This window comes from Streptomyces sp. NPDC051133 (assembly GCF_040682635.1).
In the GTDB taxonomy this organism is placed as follows: Bacteria; Actinomycetota; Actinomycetes; order Streptomycetales; family Streptomycetaceae; genus Streptomyces.
Genome location: NZ_JBFBBK010000001.1, coordinates 121,862 through 142,422 on the forward strand (window position 1 = coordinate 121,862; position 20,561 = coordinate 142,422).

At 73.9% G+C, this 20,561-nt stretch carries 20 protein-coding genes, 1 pseudogene and 2 riboswitches; of the genes and pseudogenes, 14 read left to right on the top strand and 7 right to left on the bottom strand.

Translation table 11 applies throughout. The features are described from left to right. Positions 1-253: 253 nt before the first annotated feature. Both AB0N17_RS00600 and AB0N17_RS00605 read left to right on the top strand, forming a co-directional pair. On the top strand, positions 254-1,444 hold the full coding sequence (locus AB0N17_RS00600) for a histidine kinase (protein ID WP_366008842.1): 1,191 nt from the start codon (positions 254-256) through the stop codon (positions 1,442-1,444). Positions 1,445-1,569: 125 nt separating this feature from the next. Continuing rightward, positions 1,570-1,899 (top strand): deoxyxylulose-5-phosphate synthase, encoded by a 330-nt coding sequence (locus AB0N17_RS00605; protein WP_366008844.1) that lies wholly within the window; start codon positions 1,570-1,572, stop codon positions 1,897-1,899. 224 nt (positions 1,900-2,123) lie between these two features. Here the strand turns inward: AB0N17_RS00605 and AB0N17_RS00610 are convergent, their stop codons facing one another. The 5 genes from AB0N17_RS00610 to AB0N17_RS00630 all read right to left on the bottom strand — a co-directional run bounded on the left by AB0N17_RS00610 (position 2,124) and on the right by AB0N17_RS00630 (position 8,253). Then, a complete protein-coding gene (locus tag AB0N17_RS00610) occupies positions 2,124-3,206 on the bottom strand; it encodes a MerR family transcriptional regulator (protein ID WP_366008845.1) in 1,083 nt (360 codons plus the stop codon). Between the two features lie 279 nt (positions 3,207-3,485). Beyond that, the gene (locus tag AB0N17_RS00615) at positions 3,486-4,529 is read right to left on the bottom strand and encodes a 2-hydroxyacid dehydrogenase (RefSeq protein WP_366008847.1); all 1,044 of its coding nucleotides are present in this window, start codon (positions 4,527-4,529) and stop codon (positions 3,486-3,488) included. Positions 4,530-4,554: 25 nt separating this feature from the next. Continuing rightward, entirely contained in the window at positions 4,555-5,160 is a 606-nt protein-coding gene (locus AB0N17_RS00620) for a histidine phosphatase family protein (protein WP_366008848.1), read from the bottom strand. Continuing rightward, positions 5,157-6,671, bottom strand: a complete 1,515-nt coding sequence (locus AB0N17_RS00625) for an FGGY family carbohydrate kinase (RefSeq protein ID WP_366008849.1) — start codon at positions 6,669-6,671, stop codon at positions 5,157-5,159. Before AB0N17_RS00625 ends, AB0N17_RS00620 begins: the two co-directional genes overlap by 4 nt. Position 6,672: 1 nt before the next feature. Continuing rightward, positions 6,673-8,253, bottom strand: a complete 1,581-nt coding sequence (locus AB0N17_RS00630) for an FGGY-family carbohydrate kinase (protein WP_366008850.1) — start codon at positions 8,251-8,253, stop codon at positions 6,673-6,675. Positions 8,254-8,598: 345 nt separating this feature from the next. After that, a riboswitch (cobalamin riboswitch) is annotated at positions 8,599-8,722 on the top strand. 94 nt (positions 8,723-8,816) lie between these two features. On the opposite strand from AB0N17_RS00630, the gene AB0N17_RS00635 reads away from it, so the two are divergent. The 4 genes from AB0N17_RS00635 (at position 8,817) to AB0N17_RS00650 (ending at position 10,800) form a co-directional block, all read left to right on the top strand. Next, positions 8,817-9,182 carry a (2Fe-2S) ferredoxin domain-containing protein gene (locus tag AB0N17_RS00635; protein ID WP_366008851.1) on the top strand — a complete coding sequence of 122 codons (366 nt, stop codon included), beginning with the start codon at positions 8,817-8,819 and terminating at the stop codon, positions 9,180-9,182. A 53-nt stretch (positions 9,183-9,235) separates the two neighbouring features. Continuing rightward, positions 9,236-9,377: riboswitch (cobalamin riboswitch) on the top strand. A gap of 36 nt (positions 9,378-9,413) precedes the next feature. After that, complete coding sequence (locus tag AB0N17_RS00640) at positions 9,414-9,635, top strand: CbtB-domain containing protein (protein ID WP_366008852.1); 222 nt, start codon at positions 9,414-9,416, stop codon at positions 9,633-9,635. 21 nt (positions 9,636-9,656) lie between these two features. Next, the gene (locus AB0N17_RS00645; protein ID WP_366008853.1) at positions 9,657-10,409 is read left to right on the top strand and encodes a CbtA family protein; all 753 of its coding nucleotides are present in this window, start codon (positions 9,657-9,659) and stop codon (positions 10,407-10,409) included. A gap of 100 nt (positions 10,410-10,509) precedes the next feature. Beyond that, positions 10,510-10,800 carry a hypothetical protein gene (locus tag AB0N17_RS00650; protein ID WP_366008854.1) on the top strand — a complete coding sequence of 97 codons (291 nt, stop codon included), beginning with the start codon at positions 10,510-10,512 and terminating at the stop codon, positions 10,798-10,800. An 18-nt stretch (positions 10,801-10,818) separates the two neighbouring features. Here the strand turns inward: AB0N17_RS00650 and AB0N17_RS00655 are convergent, their stop codons facing one another. Both AB0N17_RS00655 and AB0N17_RS00660 read right to left on the bottom strand, forming a co-directional pair. Continuing rightward, on the bottom strand, positions 10,819-11,409 hold the full coding sequence (locus tag AB0N17_RS00655) for a histidine phosphatase family protein (RefSeq protein ID WP_366008855.1): 591 nt from the start codon (positions 11,407-11,409) through the stop codon (positions 10,819-10,821). A 79-nt stretch (positions 11,410-11,488) separates the two neighbouring features. Further along, positions 11,489-11,689 (bottom strand): annotated as a pseudogene (locus tag AB0N17_RS00660) (HoxN/HupN/NixA family nickel/cobalt transporter); the annotation flags it as partial. Positions 11,690-11,821: 132 nt separating this feature from the next. On the opposite strand from AB0N17_RS00660, the gene AB0N17_RS00665 reads away from it, so the two are divergent. The 8 genes from AB0N17_RS00665 (at position 11,822) to AB0N17_RS00700 (ending at position 20,549) form a co-directional block, all read left to right on the top strand. Further along, positions 11,822-12,535, top strand: a complete 714-nt coding sequence (locus AB0N17_RS00665; RefSeq protein WP_366008856.1) for a GntR family transcriptional regulator — start codon at positions 11,822-11,824, stop codon at positions 12,533-12,535. A 1-nt stretch (position 12,536) separates the two neighbouring features. After that, positions 12,537-13,370: a sterol desaturase family protein gene (locus tag AB0N17_RS00670; protein WP_366008857.1), complete on the top strand. Its 834-nt coding sequence runs from the start codon at positions 12,537-12,539 to the stop codon at positions 13,368-13,370. Between the two features lies 1 nt (position 13,371). Further along, positions 13,372-14,085: a lysoplasmalogenase family protein gene (locus AB0N17_RS00675; protein ID WP_366008858.1), complete on the top strand. Its 714-nt coding sequence runs from the start codon at positions 13,372-13,374 to the stop codon at positions 14,083-14,085. A 291-nt stretch (positions 14,086-14,376) separates the two neighbouring features. Then, positions 14,377-15,342, top strand: coding sequence for a cyclase family protein (locus AB0N17_RS00680; protein ID WP_366008859.1), 966 nt, complete (start codon positions 14,377-14,379; stop codon positions 15,340-15,342). A 105-nt stretch (positions 15,343-15,447) separates the two neighbouring features. After that, complete coding sequence (locus AB0N17_RS00685; protein WP_366008860.1) at positions 15,448-17,037, top strand: GMC family oxidoreductase; 1,590 nt, start codon at positions 15,448-15,450, stop codon at positions 17,035-17,037. Between the two features lie 156 nt (positions 17,038-17,193). Next, positions 17,194-18,033: an SDR family oxidoreductase gene (locus AB0N17_RS00690; RefSeq protein WP_366008861.1), complete on the top strand. Its 840-nt coding sequence runs from the start codon at positions 17,194-17,196 to the stop codon at positions 18,031-18,033. Between the two features lie 36 nt (positions 18,034-18,069). Further along, positions 18,070-19,512: a cytochrome ubiquinol oxidase subunit I gene (locus tag AB0N17_RS00695; protein ID WP_366008862.1), complete on the top strand. Its 1,443-nt coding sequence runs from the start codon at positions 18,070-18,072 to the stop codon at positions 19,510-19,512. Next, on the top strand, positions 19,509-20,549 hold the full coding sequence (locus AB0N17_RS00700; protein WP_366008863.1) for a cytochrome d ubiquinol oxidase subunit II: 1,041 nt from the start codon (positions 19,509-19,511) through the stop codon (positions 20,547-20,549). Before AB0N17_RS00695 ends, AB0N17_RS00700 begins: the two co-directional genes overlap by 4 nt. The last annotated feature ends 12 nt before the right edge of the window (positions 20,550-20,561 follow it).

Here is a 20,561-nt window from a genome sequence, read left to right on the forward strand (position 1 = left end):
CCCCACCGAGGAGCAGCCCCGTGCAAGCCCGTCACCCGAACGAGCCGCCCCCGCTTCCCGGCGACGTGCCGCGTCCGCTTCACGGCGACGTGCCGCGCCCGCTTCCCGGCGACGTGTCGCGCCCGCTCCCCGGCGACGTGTCGCGCCCGCTCCCCGGCGACGAGCCCCGCCCGCTCCCCGTCGACGTGTCGCGTCCGCTTCCCGGCGACGTGCCGCGTCCGCATCACGGCGACGAGCCCTGCCCGCATCGCCGATGACCGTTCTCGTCACCGCGGCCCTCGGCCTGGCCGGGCTCGCCCTCTTCGCCCTCGGTGCCGCCCTGGGACACGGCGCGGCCCGCCGGCAGCGGGAGCACGCGGCCCCCGCCGACCGGGCACGCGCCGCCTCCCACATCCTGCACACCGCGGCGCTCGCCGCGGCGCCCCTGCGCGCCGGACTGACCCCCGACACGGCCCGCAGAACGGCCCGCCGGCTGCGCCCCCTGCTCGGCACCCCCGCCGTCGCCCTCACCGACGGCGGCTCCGTCCTCGCCTGGGACGGCCCCGCCGACCACCACGCCGACCACCTCACGGCACGGCTCCCGGCCGCCCCGCGCACCCGCACCCTCCCGCTGCCGTCCTGTGCGGACCCCCGCTGCCCGGTCCGCTGGGCGGTCCAGGCGCCTCTCACCACGGGCGGCGACACCACCGGCTCCCTCGTGGTGCTCGCCGCCGAGGAATCCACCGCCGTCGTCCGGGCGGCCGAGGAAGCGGCCCGCCGTCTCTCCCTGGAACTCGACCTCGCCGGTCTGGACCGGGCCCGCTCCAGCGCCCACGAGGCCGAGGTCCGGGCCCTGCGCGCCCAGATCTCCCCGCACTTCATCTACAACTCGCTGGCGAGCATCGCCTCCTTCGTCCGCACCGATCCCGAACGCGCCCGGGAACTCCTGCTGGAGTTCGCCGACTTCACCCGCTACTCGTTCCGCCGCGACGGTGACTTCACGACCCTCGCCGAGGAGTTGCGCTCCATCGAGCAGTACCTGGAACTCGCCCGCGCCCGCTTCGGCCGGCGCCTCCGGGTCACCCTGCGCATCGCCCCCGAGGTGCTGCCCGTGACGCTGCCGTTCCTCTGTCTGCAGCCCCTGGTCGAGAACGCCCTCAAACACGGCCTGGAGGAGTCCGTGGAGCGCAGCAGCGTCACCATCATCGCCGAGGACGAGGGCACCGAGGCCCGGGTCGTCGTCGAGGACAACGGCATCGGCATGGAACCGGACCGCCTGCGCGCCATCCTGCGCGGCACGGCCGGCCCGTCCACCGGCATCGGCCTGCGCAACGTGGACCGCCGGCTCCGCCAGGTCTACGGCGACGACCACGGCCTCGTCATCGAGACGGGCGTCGGAGCGGGCACGAAGATCACGGTCCGCGTCCCGAAGTTCCGGCCGGGTGTCCAGGCCCGACTCCCCTGACCGCCACCACCGGCGCCACACGCGCTCCCGGGCCGCTCCCGCCGGCCACCTCGCCCCCTCCGACGCGGGGCTCGCCGTCGGAAATCGCGGAGACTTCCTCCGAGCGCGTCGCCTACCCTGGCGGCATGGCCCACGCGAAGACCTCCTACGTCTGCCTGCCCTGCCGGGCCTCCTACAAGCAGCCCTACGACAGGGACAGGCAGCGGGTCTGCCCCCGCTGCGCGCAGCCGCTGATCCACGTGGGTTCCGCGTTCGCCCCGCCCCGCCGCCGGGACACCGCGGCCTGGCGGACGCTGTCCGTCCTGCTGCACGCGGGCGTCCGTTTCCACAAGAGCTGCTGCGGCGGCCCCGGGTACCGCCCCCGCACCCTGAGTGAGGTCCGCGAGCGGATGACGTACGCCCGGCGCAGCGGCGAGCCCTTCGCGAAGGCGCTCGTACGGTGCGAGGTGCCCTGACGCCGACGCCGGGCTGAGACGGGCCGCCCGGGACGACGGCCGACCGGGCCCGCGCGGAGGCTAGGGGGCTTCGTTTGGATCAGCCCGGGTCCGCGACGCCCGGCACGGCACCTCGCCGCGTTGTCGGACCACCCGGGTACGCCCAGTACGCGGGTGATCCTCCGCCTTGCGATGCACCGCACCGGACGCCGCGGCCTGATCCGACCTGATCCAAACGAAACCCCCTAGTTCTCCAGGCGGACCGGCATCAGGATCGAGAAGGCGCCCTCGTCGTCGGGCCGGCGGATCGCGAGCGGTGCCGTGGGAGCGCCCAGTTCCAGGACCAGTTCGTCCCGGGCTCCGGCCGCGAGCGCCTCCAGCAGGAACGCGCGGTTGACGCCGACGTCGTCCGGGTCGTCGTCACCGTCCTCGCGGACGGTCACCGTGCCGCCGTCCTCGATCCGCACCACGCTGACGTCGTAGAACTCCCCCTCCTGCTCGCGCACCTCGCTCGCGCGGACCGGGCCGGCCTGCAGCGCCTCCCGGAGGGCCGCCGCGGCGACGAGGACACGGCGGCCCTCCGGCAGCCGGACCAGGCGGCGGTAGTCGGGGAAGTCGTGGTCGAGGCACTGGCCGGCCGCCTGACGGTCGCCGGACTCCAGACGGACGCGGTCACCCTCCACGGTGAGCCGCACCGGTTCCTCCCCCTGCAGCAGCGCCCGCATCGCGTCGGCGAGGGGCAGCGGCACGACGGCCTGCACACGGGACCCGTCCTGCCCGGTGGCGGCGGCCCGTGCGACGGCCATCCGGTACCGGTCGGTGGCCACCACGGTCAGGTCCTCGCCCTCGATGTCGAACAGGATCCCGCCGAGCATCGGCAGTTCCGGGTTCGTGCCGGCCGCGAAACGTACCGCGTCCAACGCGGCGGCCAACTCCGGTGCGGACAGGGAAATCCGGGCGGTGGTGGTGCGCGGCGATGTCATCGGGTTCTCCCGGTGGTCGAGTAGGGCTCGGAGCGTGGAGAACTCGCCGCGGGCATCGGACAGGCCCCGTTCGAGACGGCGCAGGTGCGCCTGGAGGAGCCCCCGGACCAGGTCCGTGTCCGCACCGGCCCATCCGGCCAGTACCAGCCGGATGTCCGCCAGGGGCATGCCGGCCCGGCGCAGTCGCGCCAGCAGCCGGGCCTCCTCCAACTGCCCCGGCCCGTACCAGCGGTAGCCGCTGACCGGGTCCACCCAGGCGGGAACCAGCACACCGGCTCGGTCGTAGAACCGGAGCGCGCTCACGCTCAGTCCGCTGTCCCGGGCCATCTCCCCGATGCTCCGCATCTCGCTCTCCACACCCGGAACCCTGTGCCCTCGACAAGGTCGAGGGTCAACCCCCGTGCGCCGGCCGGCACTCGGGCGGGGCGGTCCGAAGACGATCCGCTCGCGCACCGGGCCCGGCAGGTGCCGGGCGCCCCGCCCACAGCGCCGCACGTTACACGCCGGCGTGGAACGCGCCCGGCCGCGCACCTCGACGCGCCCGAGGTGGGCTCGTCCCGCGGGACAGGGCCGGCTCGCCGCGGCCCGGCCGGCACAGGCGGGGGTGCCGGCGGCGGGGCCGGCTCAGCCGCCCGACACCTCCGGGTTGGCGCAGTGCGCCAGTGGCTCGCCGCGCAGGAAGCGGCCCGCCTCGGCCGCGACGATCCGGGCCGCCTTGTGGGCGACCTCGCGGCTCGCGCCGGCGATGTGCGGGGTGAGGACGACGCCCGGGGTGCGCAGCAGGCGCGAGCCGGCCGGTACCGGCTCGACGGGGAACACGTCGAAGCCCGCGGCCGCGAGCCGGCCCGAGTCCAGCGCGTCGCACACCGCCTCGTAGTCGGCCAGGGCGCCGCGCGCGCAGTTGACGAGGACGGAGCCGCGCGGCATGGCCTCGATCTGCGCCCGCCCGATCATCCCCCGGGTCTCGTCCGTCACACGGGCGTGCAGCGACACGATCCGGGAGCGGCCGAGCAGTTCCTCCAGGGACACGAGCCGCGCGACGCCCCGCACCGCCTCGGGGCGCACGTACGGGTCGTGGACGAGGACCGTGGCCCCCATGGCGTCCAGGACGCGGGCGACGCGCGAGCCGATGGCGCCGAAGCCGACCAGGCCCACGACCGAGCCGTCGATCTCGACGCCGCAGCGCGTGTAGTCGTACGTGTCACCGCGCCAGGTGCCCGCTCTGAGGTCGGTGTGGACGTCACCGATCCCGCGGGCGGCGGCGAGGATCAGGGCGAGGGTGTGCTCGGCGGTGGCGACGGCGTTGCGGCCCGGGGCGTAGCAGACGGCGACGCCGTGCCGGGTCGCGGCCTCCAGGTCGGCGTTGACGGGGCCGCCCCGGCTGACGCAGAACAGCTCCAGATCGGGGCAGGCGGCCAGCACCCGTTCGGTGAGCGGGGCCATCTGCGTGACGCAGATCCGCACGCCGCGCAGCGCCTCGATCATCTCCTCCTCGGTCCCCGAGGCCTCGTCGACCTCGGCGACCTTGCCGAACGGGGTGTGCGGCCAGGGCAGTCGGAGCTGCCGGACGTCCAGGTCGAGGCCGGCGGGCGTCGCGGCGCGCAGCTCCTCCGCGAGCAGCGCGGGCAGGACGAAGTGGTCGCCGGCGGCGAGGGCGGTGGTGGGCACGGTGGCTCTCCCGGTGAGCGGTGGATCAGCGAACGGGTGCGTTGAGGCGGAGCAGGGACGCCCGGCCGTCCCGCAGCCGCAGTTCGGTCAGGGCGCCGTTGTGCAGGGCGGGGAAGACCTGCCGGTAGCGTGCGAGGGGAATGCCGAGCAGTTCGCACAGCACCAGGCGCAGCAGGGTGGAGTGGGCCACGACGAGCACGCGCCCGTCGGGGAGTCCCCGCGCGGTCTCCCGCAGGCAGTCGACCGCGCGGCCGGCCGCCGCCGCGGGATGCTCTCCGCCCGGCAGGTGGTGGGCGACCGGGTCGGCGAGGAAGGCGGCGAGCGCCTCGGGGAAGGCCTCGGCCATCTCGGCGCGGGTGAGACCGTCGCCGCGGCCGAAGTCCACCTCGTACAGGCGCTCGTCGACCCGGGGTGTGAGGCCGAGCGCGACCGCCGCGGGCCCGGCGGTGCGCCGGGCCCGGGACAGCGGTGAGCAGAGCACGGCGTCCAGCCGCTGCCCGGCGGCCCACCCGCCCAGCTCGGCGGCCTGTCGGAGGCCGAGCTCGGTCAGCGGCACGTCGGTGCGGCCCGCGTAGCGGTTCTCCGCGTGCCAGACGGTCTCCCCGTGGCGTACGAGCACGAAGTCGGTCACGGGACGGCCCTTCCGCGCGCGTGGCCGGCCACGGCCGGCGTCAGCAGCCCGCGGCGCACCAGCGCGTCGACGAAGTCGAGGTAGACGGGGAGCAGACGGGCGGTACGGGCGGGGTCGGGACGGAGTTCCTCCCGTACCCGCACCATGGCGCCGGCTGCCTCCGCCAGCGTGGCACCCGAGGCGGTGGCGGCGAGCACCGCCATGCCGAGGGCGCTCTCGGCCTGCTCCGGCAGCCGGGCGGCGCGGCCGAGCACGTCGGCGCGCAGCTGCGACCAGTAGCGGTTGCGGGAGCCGCCGCCGGTGAACGTGAGCGGGCCGTCGACGGGGGCGCCGAGGTGGTCGAGGTAGTCGAGGCAGAGCCGTTCGACCAGCGCCACGCCGAGCAGGCAGGCATGGAACTCCTCGGCCCTGCCCGCGGGTTCGCCGAGGACGAAGGGTCCGGCGTCGGGGGCCCGGAACGGGAAGCGCTCGCCGCCCGAGCCGGCCAGCGGATAGACGACGGCGGTGGAGCCGGTCGCGGCGGCCCGCGCGGTCAGCGCGTCGAGGGCGGCGGGGCTCGCGCCGGGGAAGCGGCGGGCGAGGACACCGGCGCCGCTGCTGGAGGCGCCCCCGGGCAGCCAGGTACGGTCGGGACCGCGGTGGCAGTAGACCACGCCGCCGGGATCGCGGACGAGGTGCGGGCTCGCCCCCTTGAGCACCAGGGTGGTGCCCAGTACCGAGTTCCAGGAGCCGGGTGTGAGCGCCCCGGCGCCGATCTGCGCCGCGCAGCCGTCGGTCATGCCCGCCGTGACCGGCGTGCCGGCGGGGACGCCGGTCGCCGCGGCGGCCCCCGCGCACACCGTGCCGAGGACGGTTCCGGGCGGGACGACGTCGGGCAGCAGCGGCCCCGGCACGCCGAGCGCGTCGAGTTCGGCCTCGGGCCACCGCTCGGCGATCAGGTCGTAGCCCGTCTTCAGGGCGTGACTGGCGTCGCTCGCGACCTGGCGCCCGGTCAGCCGCCAGGTGACCAGGTCGGCCTGGTGCAGCAGACGGGCGCCCGCGGGCAGGCCCCGGCGGCCCGGCCCGGTCGGGTCGTCCAGCAGCCACAGCAGTTTGGGCAGCGCCCAGGACGGCTGCATGGCGCGATAGCCGAGCTTCTCCCACACGCCCGCGCCGCACGTGTTGACGCGGGCGGTGTACGCGTCGGCCCGCCGGTCGTCGTACATCAGCCCCGGGGTGAGGGGGGCGCCCGCCGCGTCGGCCAGGAGCACGGTCCCGGAGGTGGCGTCCACGGCCAGGCCCCGCACCCGGCGCGGGTCGATCCCGGTCAGCGCCTCGCGGCAGGCGGCGGCGAGCGCCGGCCACCACTGCCCGGGGTCCTGCTCGTGGCGGACTCCGTCGCGCGTGCCGGTGAGCGGACGGGAGGCGGCGCCCAGCAGCCGGCCGGTGCCGTCGACCGCGACCGCGCGGGCGCTCTGGGTGCCGAGATCGAGTCCGAGGTGGACGGCGTCGGGTGACAGCGCGTCAGACATGCTAGGCCTGCGGGGCAGGGGCGTCGGCGGCGGCCGGTACGGCGGCGGGGGCGGCGGGCGGCGCCGCGGACGCGGACCCGGGGTCGGGAACGGGGGCGGAAGCGGGTGCGGGGGACCAGCCCAGGGAGCGGGCGGTGTCGCGCCAGGTGAGGTACGTGTCGTAGAGGCCGTCGTAGAACGCGGCCCGTTCGGCGTCCGGCTCCCAGCCGGAGCGCATCCGGACGTACCGTTCGGCGGCGCCGCGCATACCGCTCTCCGCGCCGGTGAGGACGAGACCGGTGAGGAACGCGCCCTTGGCGCCCAGCTCGGTGTCGGCGCTGCGGGCCGTCGGCACACCGGTGACGTCGGCGATCAGCCGGCACCAGGCGTCGCTGGCGGAGCCGCCCCCGCACAGGCGCAGTTCGTGCACGTCGGTCCGGGACGCCGCCAGACAGTCGCGGACGACCAGGGACAGCCCCTCGAAGACGGCGCGGGCGACATGGGCGGGGGTGTGGTCGAGGGACAGGCCCCAGAAGACACCCCGGGCGTGCGGGTCGAGGAACGGGGCGCGCTCCCCGGCGGGCGAGAGGTACGGCAGGAACGCCACTCCCCCCGCGCCCGGTTCGGTGCCGAAGGCGAGCCTGCCGAGGGCGGCGGGGTCCTCGACGGACAGGGTGCGGCAGGCCCAGTCGAGGACCTCGGTGCCGGAGAGGGTGGGGAAGGCGCGCAGGACGCGATCGCGGCCGCGGTAGGCGATGTTGATGCCGCACGGCTCGCCGCCGGTGTCCGGTTCCCGGGTGACGATCTCGGTGCACAGGGTGGTGCCGAGGATGGCGCACGCCTGCCCGGGAGCGACGGCCCCGGCGCCGCGGGCGGTGGCGGCGATGTCGTAGGGGGCCATGACGACGGGCAGCCCGGCGGGCAGGCCGAGTTCGGCGGCGGCGTGCCGGGTGATGTCGGCGATGCGCTCGTGTTCGCCGAGGATGCGCGGCAGCAGCGGCTCGGCCCACCTCATCGCGAAGAGGTCGAGGATCTCCGGGTCGTAGGCGCCGGTGGCGTGGTCGAGGAAGGGCGCCGAGGCGTCGGACTCGTCGACGGCGGTGACCCCGGTGAGCTTCAGGAACAGCCAGCCGGCCGCCGTCAGCGCGGTACGGGAGCGCCGCAGCCGCTCCGGGTCGTGCCCGGCGAGCCAGCTGAGCACCGCGTTGGGCATGCCGCTGCAGGTGAGCGAGCCGTTGCGGCGGAACGCCCGCTCCAGGACGCCGTCGGCCTCCCAGCGGGTGAGCAGGTCGCCGGCCCGCCCGTCGGACCACAGGACCGCCGGGCCGGTGGGACGGCCGTCACCGTCCACGAGCCAGCAGCCGTCGCCCTGGGCCGTGAAGCTCATCAGCCACACGGGGTCGTGGGCACCGAGCCGGTCCAGGACGCCGCGCACGGTGCGGACGACCCCGTTCCACACCGCGTCCATGTCCTGCTCCGCCCATCCGGGACGGGGGCGCAGCACCTCGGTGCCGACGCGGGAGACCGCCAACTCCTTGCCCCGGTCGTCGAACACCACGGATTTGATGACCGAGGTTCCGACGTCGATGGTGAGAACCGACATGACTGCACCACCTGCCCTTCACCAAGGCCCGCGCCCGGCCCGGACCTTTTCGTCCGACCGGACCGGCCACGTGCGGCTCGCAGAAATCAGGGAATCGCGCACCGCGGGCGACGTCAATCGCCCCCGGGACTCGTCCCACGGCCGGCCCCGCACCGCCGACCAGCAGCCAATCGGCCACACTTGGCGCCGGCCTCGTCGCGCACCCGCGCACCGTCACGGCACCCGGCCCCGCCCCCGGCGAGGCGACCGCCGAACTCCGCCACGGCGACGCCTCCCTCCTCCGGCCGATCCGGGCCCACCCCGCCGGATGAGATGATGACCGGCGACATCAGGCGACGGCGGTCCGAGGAAGCCGGTGAGAATCCGGCGCGGTCCCGCCACTGTGACCGGTGAGCGCGTTCAGCAGGCCACCGCCCGGCACCGGGTGGGGGAGGGCGGGGCGAGAGCGGACCCGGGAGCCAGGAGACTCACGCGGTCGCCTCCTCGCGCGACACCGGGGCGGATCTCCCCGGAAAGAGGGGAGCGGCGCCGTGCCCGAGAGGCCCACGGAGCAGACATCGGGCATGCCCGCGAAGGACGCCGGACCGGCGCCGAGCCGGGTCGTCGTGTGCCGGGACTGCTGCTGCGGAAGTCCCAAGCTGCCCGGCGTCGACCACGCGGCGCAGACCGCGCGGCTGCGGGCGGAGGTGCCGGTGCGCATCTCGGAGTGCCTCGACGTGTGCGACCAGGCCAACGTCATCGTCGTCCAGCCGTCCGCCGCCGGCCGGGCCGCCGGTGCGCGGCCGGTCTGGCTCGGACTCGTCAACGATCCGGACGCGACCGAGGACATCGTCACCTGGGTGCGTGCCGGCGGCCCGGGCGTGGCTCCCCGGCCCGACATCCTCGACCTGTACGCCTTCACCCCGCCGCGGCGCACGGCGCGTTCCTGAGGCGGCCCGGCCGGAGACGAAGATCACGGCAGGCGGAGGCGGCCTTGGCCGCGCCCGCCTGCCGCGGTACGGTCTGTCCGATATCGACGACGGCGAGACGGAAGCCGGTGGGAATCCGGCACGGTCGCGCCACTGTGTGCAAGCCCCCTCGGGCGGCTTGTGAGTCAGACCCGTGGCCGTCGTCCTGTGCACCACCGAGTTGGGACGCGAACTCCCAGAGGAGGTTCTGCCATGGCGCAGACCGTCGCTCAGCCGACACCCACCACTCCCGCCATCCCCGCCAAGCTGCCGCTGAAGGCGATTGCTCCCTGGGCGGTCTTCTTCGGCGTCCTGATGCTCGTCCTGCTCTACTTCGTCGGCGCCGAGCAGGGCGCCACCTCCGTGTTCAACGGCACGGACGTCCACGAATGGGTGCACGACGCCCGCCACCTGCTCGGCTTCCCCTGCCACTGACGCGAGGGACGCCGCGCGCCCATGAACTCCGCAACGGTAAGAAACCTCCTCGTGCGGGGCATGCTCGCCGGCCTTGCCGCCGGCGTGCTCGCCCTCGTCGTCGCCTATCTCCTCGGTGAGCCGAGCGTCGACAAGGCGATCGCCTTCGAGGACGCCCACTCCCACGAGCACGAGATGGAGGTCGTCTCCCGCTCCCTGCAGTCCACGGCGGGCCTCGCCACCGGCGTCCTCGTGTACGGGGTCGCCTTCGGCGGCATCGCCGCGCTCGCGTACTGCTTCGCGCTCGGCAGGGTCGGCCGGTTCGGCCCGCGGGCGACCGCGCTGCTGCTGTCCGGCTGCGCGCTGCTCGCCGTGTACGTCGTGCCGTTCCTGAAGTACCCGGCCAATCCGCCGTCGGTCGGCGAACCCGACACCATCGGCGAACGGACCACCCTGTACTTCCTGATGATGCTGCTCAGCGTCCTCCTCGCGGTCGCAGCGACCATCCTGGGCAAGCGCCTGGCGCCCGGCCTGGGCAACTGGTGGGCGACGGTCGTCGCGGTGGCCGCCTTCGCCGTCGTCATCGGCCTGGCCTACGAGTTCCTGCCCGTCATCAACGAGGTGCCCAAGGACTTCCCGGCCGCCCTGCTGTGGCGGTTCCGGCTGTCCGCACTGGCCATCCAGTCCGCCCTGTGGGGCGGATTCGGCCTGCTCTTCGGTGAGTTGGCGGAGCGGAAGCTCAACCCCAAGCCGGCGACGGCCCCGTCCGGCCGGACGGTTCCCGCCTCGAACTGACGGTTTCGGGACACCCGAGGGCCCTTCGGAACCATCCGGGGGCCCTCCGGCATTCTCCCGGCGAGCCGAGGAGCCGAGGAGCCGAGGAGCGGAGGACCGAGTGGCCAGACATCTCCAGCCCCGCCGCATCACCCTCGCGGGCCGTGAGGCGCTCGCCCTGACCGCCGAGGAGTACGAGCAGCTGATCGCCGACCGCCGGCAGATCGGCGGCCAGAGCGCCCGGGTGCGGGTGCTCGCCCAGCAGGCCAAGCGGACCGAACGGCTCCTCCAGGAGCTGGAGACGCTCGTCCACGACGCGGCGGACTGCCACGGGCCGGACGGCGAGGGCGGCAGGTGTCCGCGCTGCGCGCCGGCCGCGCTGCTGCGCCGGCACCGGGACGCGGCCTCTTGAACCGCCCCCGCCCCGCTCTCAGTCCGCCGAGGCGGTGTCCGACCGCGGCAGGGGCCGCCCCAGCCGCAGATTCCACCGGCCGGCCCGGCCGCTGAGTTCCGTGGCCGTCAACGGCGCCACGTCGAGCCGCCAGAAGGAGGCCGGGGGCAGACCCAGGACATGCACGACCGCGGCCCGTACGACCTCCGGCTCGACCACGGCGACCGTACGCCCGTCCGTGTCCTGCACGGTGGCGAGCCAGCGCCCGACCCGCTCGCACACGTCCCGCACCGACTCGCCGCCGTGTGCCGCCCAGCCGGGGTCGGCGAGCCAGCGGCCCACCGCCTCCGGCTCCGCCGCCCCCACCTCCTCCAGCGTGCGGCCCCGCCAGCGGCCCACGTCCAGGCCCGCCAGATCCGGCGCCGGCACGCCGTCGAGGCCGAGCGCGGCCGCCGTCTCCCGGCAGCGCACACCGGGGGACACGACCGCGCGCGCCGGTGCGCTCAGCGGCCCGGCGGCCGCGCGGGCGCGCGCCGCGCCGATCTCGTCGATCGAGTCGCCGTCGTAGAAGCGGGCCTGCCGCAGCGACGGGCTCGTCGCGGGCGAGACGAAGGTGACGCGACTGGTCACGTGACTGCTCCTTGCACCAGGGGTTCCGGCCGTGCCCGACCTCACTCCATCCTCTCCGCGAGCAGCCCGTCGCGGACACGCGGACAGCGGTGCCGACGAAGAAGGCCACCGCGATGGACAGGCCGGTGAGGGTGAGGTTGTAGAAGACCTTGCGGACCGGGTTGGAGAACGCCCACTGGTAGGCGAAGTTCATGAAGGTGCCGTCGAGGGTGTCGAACAGGCTCATGCCGGCGGCGAAGAGGAGGGGCAGGCACAGGATCGCGTACCAGGGCAGTCCGGCGTGCCCTCGGCGGCGGCGGACCGGCGGACCGGCGGACCGGCCGGTACTCGCCTCGTACGGCCACGGGATCCCGTGCGGAAATACTGGTCCAACCAGTTGACCAGTCGGCCCGGCGCGCCCACTCTGTTCGCCATGAACCAGCGACTCATCCGGCGCGAGGCGGTCTCCGACCAGCTCTTCGCCCTGCTGCGCGACAGGATCCTCGGCGGTGAACTGCCGCCCGGTGCCGCGCTGACGGCCGAACGGGACCTGGCGGCCGAGTTCGGGGTGAACCGGCATGCCGTCCGTGAGGCCGTCAAGCGGCTCCAGCAGGCGCGGCTGGTCGAGGTCAGCCACGGCGGCCGCACGCTCGTCCTGGACTGGCGGCACACCGCCGGCCTCGACCTCGCCATGGGCATCGCGGCGGCCGACGCCGGGCCCTCGGTGGCGGACCTCGCCCGCGACGCCCTGGAGATGCGGGCGTGCATCGGCGCCGACGCGGCCCGGCTGTGCGCGCTCCGCTGCTCCGGGGCCGCTGCCGGGGAGATCGTCGAGGCCGCGGGCCGGTACGCGCGCAGCGGGCCCGACCTGACCGAGCTGGCCGACGCGGACGTAGCCTGGTGGCGGCTGATCGTGCGGGGCTCCGGGAACGTCGCCTATCTGCTGGCCTTCAACAGCCTGGTGGGCGGCACGGTTCCGGTCGCCGACGTGCCGGGCGACCTGCGGACCGCGGAACTCCTCGACGTCGAGGCACATCAGCGGCTGGCGGCCCACATCGCGGCACGCGAGTCCGAGGCGGCCGAACGGCTGGCGCGCGAGCTGCTCTCCCGCAGCGTGCCCGCGACGCCGCGGAAGGCGGTGCGCTGACATGATCCCCGCCGTGGTCTACGCGATACCGGCGTTCGTGCTGCTGGTCGTCGTCGAGGCACTGTCCTACCGCTTCCTCCCGGACGACGACGAGCGCGGCTACGAGCTGCGGGACACCGTCACCAGCATGTCCATGGGGGCCGGCAGCCAGGTCGTCGCGGTGCCGTGGAAGGCGGCGACGATCGTGGTGTACGCGGCCCTCTTCGCCGTCGCCCCCTGGCACCTGTCGCCCTCCTCCGCGTGGACGTGGGTGCTGCTGTTCTTCGGCGACGACCTGGCGTACTACGCCTTCCACCGCGCCCACCACCGGGTACGGGTGCTGTGGGCGAGCCACGTGGTCCACCACTCCAGCCTCCGCTTCAACCTCTCGACCGCCCTGCGCCAGAGCTGGACACCGATGACGGGCCTGCCCTTCTGGCTCCCGCTGGCCCTGCTCGGCGTCCCGCCGTGGATGATCCTGCTCCAGCAGGCCTTCAGCCTCGTCTACCAGTTCTTCCTGCACACCGAGCGGGTGGACAGGCTGTGGCGGCCCGTGGAGTGGTTCTTCAACACGCCGTCCCACCACCGCGTCCACCACGGCTCGAACAACGTCTACCTGGACCGCAACTACGGCGGCATCCTCATCGTCTGGGACCGGATCTTCGGCACCTTCGAACCGGAGGGCGTGCGCGTGGTGTACGGCCTGACGAAGAACATCGGCACCCACAACCCGGTGCGGGTGGCCTTCCACGAGTTCGCGGCCGCCTGGCGCGACGTCCGCGCGGCGCGGCGCTGGCGCGACCGTGCCGGGTACCTGTTCGGGCCGCCCGGCTGGACACCCGGGGCGGACGCGTGACATGCCCCCGTTGATCGTCGTCTTCGCCGCGCTGGCCGCTCTCGACATCGCCGGGGTCGCGGCGGGCCCGCCCCCGCTGGAGTGGGTCGCCAAGCCCCTGCTGGCGCCCGTGCTCGCCGTACACCTGTGGCGCCGGACCGGTACACGGCACGGTCCCGTCCTCGCCGGCCTCGGTCTCGCCGCCGCCGGGGACGTGGCGCTGATGCTGCCCGGGCCGGGGGCCTTCGCCGCCGGGATCGCGTTCTTCCTGGGCGCCCAACTGTGCTGGACGGCCGCGTTCCTGCGCGCGGGTGCCCTGCGGTACCTGCGTTCGCGCCGGATGCTGTGCGCCGTCCACCTCGCCGTGTGGGCCGTCGCGGTCGCCACCCTCGCTCCCGCGCTCGGACCATTCCTGGGCACCGCGGTGGCCGTCTACGCGTCGGCCCTGGTCACCATGGCACTGACCGCGCGCGTGCTGGGGCGCCGGGCGGCCTGGGGCGGGCTGGTGTTCCTCGGCTCGGACCTGCTCGTCGGGCTGGGAGCCGCGGGGGCCGACTTCCCGGGGCGCGCCGCGCTCGTCATGGTGACGTACACGCTCGCCCTGGGCCTGATCACCACCGCCTTCACCACTGCCTCCAGCACTGCCCCCGCCGCCGCGGAAGCACGGCGGGCGGACCCGGTGCCGTCCGCCGAGGGGCGGGTGCACCGGGCGGGCGTCGGGGACCCGCCGGCCTGACAGGGACGGATGGTCCCGCGGGAGGGGTACCCGGGAGCCTGCGGACGACCGTCGCCCGGTGAGAAGGGGCTCCTCCCATGGCCCAGCACGTGCGGGACATCATGACCGGCTCTCTTGTGACCGTCGAGCCGCGGGCCTCCGCGGCCGCCGCGGCCCGGCCGGTGCGCGACGGGGGCGCCGACGCCGTCCCGGTGAGCCGGGCCGATGCGCGAGCACGCGGTCCGGCGCCTCCCGGTCGCGCGGCCGTGACCGCTCCGCGCGCCGCCCGAGACACAGGAGGAGGAGTTCTCGATGCCCTCGCACCAGCGGCCCGCCCCCGCGCACCCTTCGGCACCGGACACCATGTCCGAAGCCGCCTTCCGTGACCTGTTCCGCCGGCTGCGGGACGAGGACCCGGACGGTGGCCACCGGCGGCGTGGCGCCCTGGACCGGCTCACGCCGGAGCGCGTGGTGGCCGCCGCCGCCGAGGTCCGGTGCGGGCGCACCGTGTCGCTCGCCGCGCCCGTCGAGACCCGGCCCGCTCCGGACGGCCCGGAGCCCGCGTCCCACCGGATGACGGCACCGACGCACCCGGAGACCGCCACGCACGGTCTGGACTTCGCGCGTGACCGGTTCGCCATGCAGGTGCACGGCGACGTCGACAGCCACCTCGACGCGCTCTGCCACGTGATCTTCGACGGGAAGCTGTACGGCGGCGTCCCGGCGAGCACCGTGACCCGGGACGGCGCCGAGGCGCTCAACCTCGACCTGGTGCGCGACGGCATCGTCGGCCGTGGAGTCCTCCTGGACGTCCCGCGCCTGCGCGGGGTGCCGTGGCTGGACCCCGGCGACCAGGTGAGCGCCGAGGACCTCCGCGCGGCCGAGACCGCCCAGGAGACCACGGTCGGACCGGGCGACCTGCTGTTCGTGCGCGTGGGACACCGTCTGCGCAGGCGGACCCTCGGGCCCTGGGACGTGGCGAACGCCCGAGCCGGGCTGCATCCGACGGCCATGCGCTTCCCGGCCGAGCGGCAGGTGTCCGTCCTGGGCTCGGACGGCAACAGCGACGCCGCCCCGAGCGCGGTCGCCGAGGTCGCGTTCCCCGTGCACGTGCTGGCGGTCAACGCCATGGGGCTGCACCTGCTGGACTACCTGGACCTGGAGGGGCTGGCGGACGCGTGCGAACAGCAGGGACGCTGGCGGTTCCTGTGCGTGGTCGCCCCCCTGCGGCTGCCGGCGGCGACCGGCTCCCCGGTGAACCCGATCGCCGTTCTGTGACGGCGGTGGGCGTGCGCGGCCCGTTGCGGGTGCCGCTCCGCCGCGGGGCGCGTACGTTCGAAGAGGCACGACCCGCAACGGCCGCAGACCACGAGAGCGAGGACGGTGGTTGCCGTGGACGCCCTGCCCGCGTACGACGTCATCGTGATCGGGACCGGCGCCGGCGGCGGCACGCTGGCCCACCGCCTCGCCCCGTCCGGCAAACGGGTGCTCATCCTCGAACGCGGCGACTATCTGCCGCGCGAACGCGACAACTGGGACTCCACGGCCGTGTTCGTGAAGGCCAAGTACCGGGCTCCCGAGTTCTGGCTGGACAGGGACGGCAACGAATTCCCGCCCGAGGTGAACTACTACGTCGGCGGGAACACCAAGTTCTACGGCGCGGCCCTGTTCCGGCTGCGCCCCGAGGACTTCGGCGAACTCCGCCACCACGACGGCATCTCGCCCGCCTGGCCCCTCGGCTATGACGACCTGGAGCCCTACTACACCCAGGCGGAGCACCTCTACCTGGTCCACGGCCGGCACGGTGAGGACCCCTGGGAGGGGCCCTGCAGTGCTCAGTACGCCTATCCGCCGGTCGAACACGAGCCGCGCATCGCGCAGTTGAGCCAGGACCTGGAGAAGCAGGGGCTGCACCCCTTCCACCTGCCGATCGGCGTCGACCTCACGCAGGACGAGAACGGCCGGGCCACCCATGCGAGCGTCTGCATCCGCTGCGACCGGGTGGACGGCTTCCCGTGCCTGGTCCGAGCCAAGTCCGACGCGCAGGTGATCTGCGTGGAGCCGGCACTGCGGCACCCGAACGTGGAGATGATCACCAACGCCCATGTGACGCGGCTGGAGACCGACCCCACCGGCCGGAGCGTCACCACCGTCGTCGCCCGGCTCCCGGACGAGCAGGAGTCCCGGTTCTCCGCCGACATCGTCGTCGTGGCCTGCGGGGCCGTCAACTCCGCCGCCCTGCTGCTCGCTTCGGCCGGCGACCGGCACCCGCGCGGGCTGGCGAACAGCTCCGACGTCGTCGGCCGCCACTACATGCGCCACAACAACCTCGCGCTGATGGCCGTTTCGGAGGAGCCCAACGACACGCGGTTCCAGAAGACCCTCGCCCTGCACGACTGGTACCTGGGCGCGGACGACTGGGACTATCCCCTCGGCGGGATCCAGATGCTCGGCAAGTCGGACGCCGAGCAGATCCACGGAGAGGCGCCGCGCTGGGCCGGAGCGGTGACACCGGACATCCCGTTCGAGGTCCTCGCCCATCACGCCGTCGACTTCTGGCTGTGCGGAGAGGACCTGCCGCAGCCGGACAACCGGGTGACCCTGGAGGACGACGGCCGGATCCGGCTCACCCTCGACGAGGGCAACAACATCGCCGGTCTCAAGCGCCTGCGGCACAAACTGCAGCACATGCTCGGCCACCTGGGCATGCACGAGCACCGTCTGCTGTCCCACAGCATCTACCTGCACAAGGGGATGCCGATCGGCGCCACGGCACACCAGGCCGGCACGGTGCGCTTCGGCACCGACCCGGCGTCCTCCGCCCTGGACGTCAACTGCAAGGCGCACGACCTGGACAACCTCTACGTCGTGGACACGAGCTTCTTCCCGAGCATCGGCGCGGTCAATCCGTCCCTGACGGCCATCGCGAACGCCCTCCGCATCGGTGACCACCTGCTGGAGCGGCTGGGCTGACCCACCCGGACTCCGACCGGGCGAAGATCCTCCGCCGGGCGGCTCAACGCGGGCAGCCCCGGTGTGCCGCCGCCTCTCACCGGTGTTTGTCTGATGCCCGGTTCTCCGGGCGACGGGCCCGGCGGAGGCGGCCGGGCAGTGGAGGAGCAGGACATCGTGAGTTCCACCGAGAGCGCACCCCAACGCGTGGTCCCCGCCCACCTGCTGAAGGGGCAGAAGGCGCTGGTGACCGGCGCGAACTCCGGAATCGGCAGGGCCACGGCCGTCGCCCTGGGCCGGGCGGGGGCCGATGTCGTGGTGAACTACGTGGCCGGCCGTGAGGATGCCGAGCAGGTGGTCGAGGAGATCACCGGCTCGGGGGTGCAGGCCGCCGCCTACGAGGCGGACGTGTCCGACGAGGACCAGGTCGTCGCCATGATGGACCGGATGGTCAAGGAGTTCGGCACCATCGACATCCTGGTGGCCAACGCGGGACTGCAGCGGGACGCCCCGTTCACCGAGATGACCCTCGCCCAGTGGCAGAAGGTACTCGACGTCAACCTCACCGGGCAGTTCCTCTGCGCCCGCGAGGCGACCAAGGAGTTCCTGCGCCGCGGAGTGGTCCCGGAGGTGTCGCGCGCGGCCGGGAAGATCATCTGCATGAGCTCGGTCCACCAGATCATCCCCTGGGCCGGCCACGTCAACTACGCCTCCTCCAAGGGCGGCATCCAGATGATGATGGAGACCCTCGCCCAGGAACTCGCCCCCAAGAAGATCCGGGTCAACGCGGTCGCACCCGGAGCCATCAAGACCCCCATCAACCGCAGCGCGTGGGACACCGCCCAGGCGGAGCGGGATCTCCTGAAGCTGATCCCCTACGACCGCGTCGGCGAGCCCGAGGACATCGCCCACGCCGTCGTCGCCCTCGCCTCCGACCTCATGGACTACGTCGTGGGCGCCACCCTGTACGTCGACGGCGGGATGACGCTCTTCCCGGGTTTCGCCACCGGCGGCTGACCCGCCCCCGCCCGCGTCGGCCCCCGGAGACATCGCATGCACATGGTCCTGCACCTGGCAGACGTGCCGCCGCAAACCCTGCCGGCCCGGTCGATGATGGCCTTCACCCTGGCCACGCACATCATCCTGGTGCCCATGGGCGTGGCGCTGCCGCTGATCACGCTCATCATGCACGGCTACGGACTGCGCCGCGGCGATGCGACCGCCCTGCTGCTGGCCCGCCGGTGGTCGGCCGTGATGGCGGTCCAGTTCGCGATCGGCGTCGTCACCGGCACGGTGCTCTCCTTCGAGTTCGGTCTGCTGTGGCCGGGCATGATGGGGCGGTGGGGCGACGTCTTCGGCATCGGCTTCGGTGTCGAGGCGTGGGCGTTCTTCCTGGAGGCCGTCCTCATCGCCATCTACCTCTACGGCTGGCGGCGGCTCCCTTCCCGGGCCCACTTCCTGCTCGGACTGCCCCTGCCCCTCACGGCCCTGCTCGGCGCCTTCGGCATCCTGGCCGCCAACTCGTGGATGAACACCCCCCGGGGCTTTATCCTCGACTCCGCGGGCAACCCCGTCGACGTGAACATCTGGAAGGCGATCTTCACGCCGATGTTCGGCCCGGAGTACTGGCACTTCGTCTTCGCGATGTTCGTGACGGCGGGCTACGTCGTGGCCGGTGTCTACGCCGTCGGATGGCTGCGCGGCCGCCGTGACCGCTACCACCGGCTCGGCTTCACGGTCCCCTTCACGCTCGCCGCCGTGTGCACGCCCGTGCAGTTCGTGCTCGGCGACTCCATCGCCCGGCAGGTCTTCCACAAGCAGCCGGTGAAGTTCGCCGCCATGGAGATCGTCTGGAAGACCGACACGCACCAGCCGGAGTACCTCTTCGGCCGGCTGCACCCGAACGGCACCATCTCCGGCGGCATCCGCATCCCGCAGCTCGACTCCATCCTCGCCGGATTCCACGCGTACACCAAGGTGGACGGGCTGACCTCGGTCCCCGCGAACGACCGGCCGACGGCCACTCAGGCCACCATCGCCCACTGGGCCTTCGACACCATGGTCGGGATCGGCTCGCTGCTGGTGCTGCTCGCGCTCTGGTACGCGGCGATGTGGCTGCTGCGCCGCCGGCTGCCCGGGACGCCCTGGTTCTTCCGGTGCGCGGCCGTGGCAGGCCTCGCGTCCGTCGTCGCCGTCGAGTGCGGCTGGATCGCCACCGAAGTGGGCCGCCAGCCGTGGATCGTGTACCAGAACATGCGGGTCGCGCAGGCGGTGACGGCCACGCGTTCCACCAGTCTGTGGATCACGTTCGGCGTGGTCGTCGTCGTGTACGTCTTCGTCTTCGGGTCGTTCCTCGCGGTGCTGCTGAAGATGCGCTCCCGCTGGCGGCTCGCCGACCGGGCGGGCGGGCCGCTGCCACCGAAGGAGACACCCGAGACGGACACACCGGAGACGGACACACCGTATGGGCCGCGCTCCTCCCGGAGCCGGCTGTGATCGCCGGGGTCATCGCCGCCGTCCTGCTGCTCGCGATCGCCGCCTACGCCTGTGGCGGCGGCACCGACTACGGGGCCGGCTTCTGGGACCTGACCGCGGGCTCGGCGGAGCGGGGCGAGCGTCCGCGCCGCCTGATCGACCACGCGATGGAGCCCGTCTGGGAGGTGAACAACGTCTGGCTGATCTTCGTGATGGTCATCATGTGGACGGGATTCCCCGTCCTCTTCCAGCGGGTGTTCACCACCATGTGGCTGCCGCTGACGCTGGCCGCCGTGGGCATCGTGCTGCGCGGCGCCGGCTTCGCCCTGCGCAAGCCGGCCCGGCGCCTGGCCGGCCGGCGCCTGTACGGAGCGGTCTTCGCCGTGGCCTCGCTGCTGACGCCGTTCTTCTTCGGCGCCGCGATCGGGGGAGTGGCCTCGGGCCGCGTGAGCGCCACCACGACGGCTTCCACGGACGCCTGGGCCAACCCCACGTCCCTGCTGTTCGGCCTGCTCGCCATCGCGGCGACGGCGATGCTCGGCGCCGTGTTCCTCGCCGCGGACGCCCGGCGTTTCGCCGCGCCGGACCTCGACGGCTACTTCCGGCGGCGTGCCTGGGCCGCCCTGGCGGCCGTCGCCGTTCTCGCCGTGATCACGCTGATCGTCACGCACGGCGACGCACCGCACGTGTGGCAGGGACTCACGCACGGGGTGGGCCTGTTCTTCGTCGTCGTGGCCGTGCTGGCCACGCTCGCCACCGCGTGGCTGCTGACGCGTCCCTCCGGCGCCTGGTCCCGGGTCTCGGCGGTCGGTGTGGTCGCTTCGGCGATCATCGCCTGGGGCATGGCGCAGCGCCCCTACCTCATCCCGACCTCGCTGACCGTCGCCGAGGGCGCGGGCGCCCACACCGCACTGCGCTGGCTGGCGTTCGTCACCCTCGTCGCCGTCGTCCTCGTCGTCCCCGCGGTCGCCCTGCTGTACTGGCTGGACACCCATGGCGAACTGGAGGCCCTCACCGACGCCGATCTGCGGCGCGGCGGCGCCGGTGACCAGGGCTGACCCGGGGGCGGC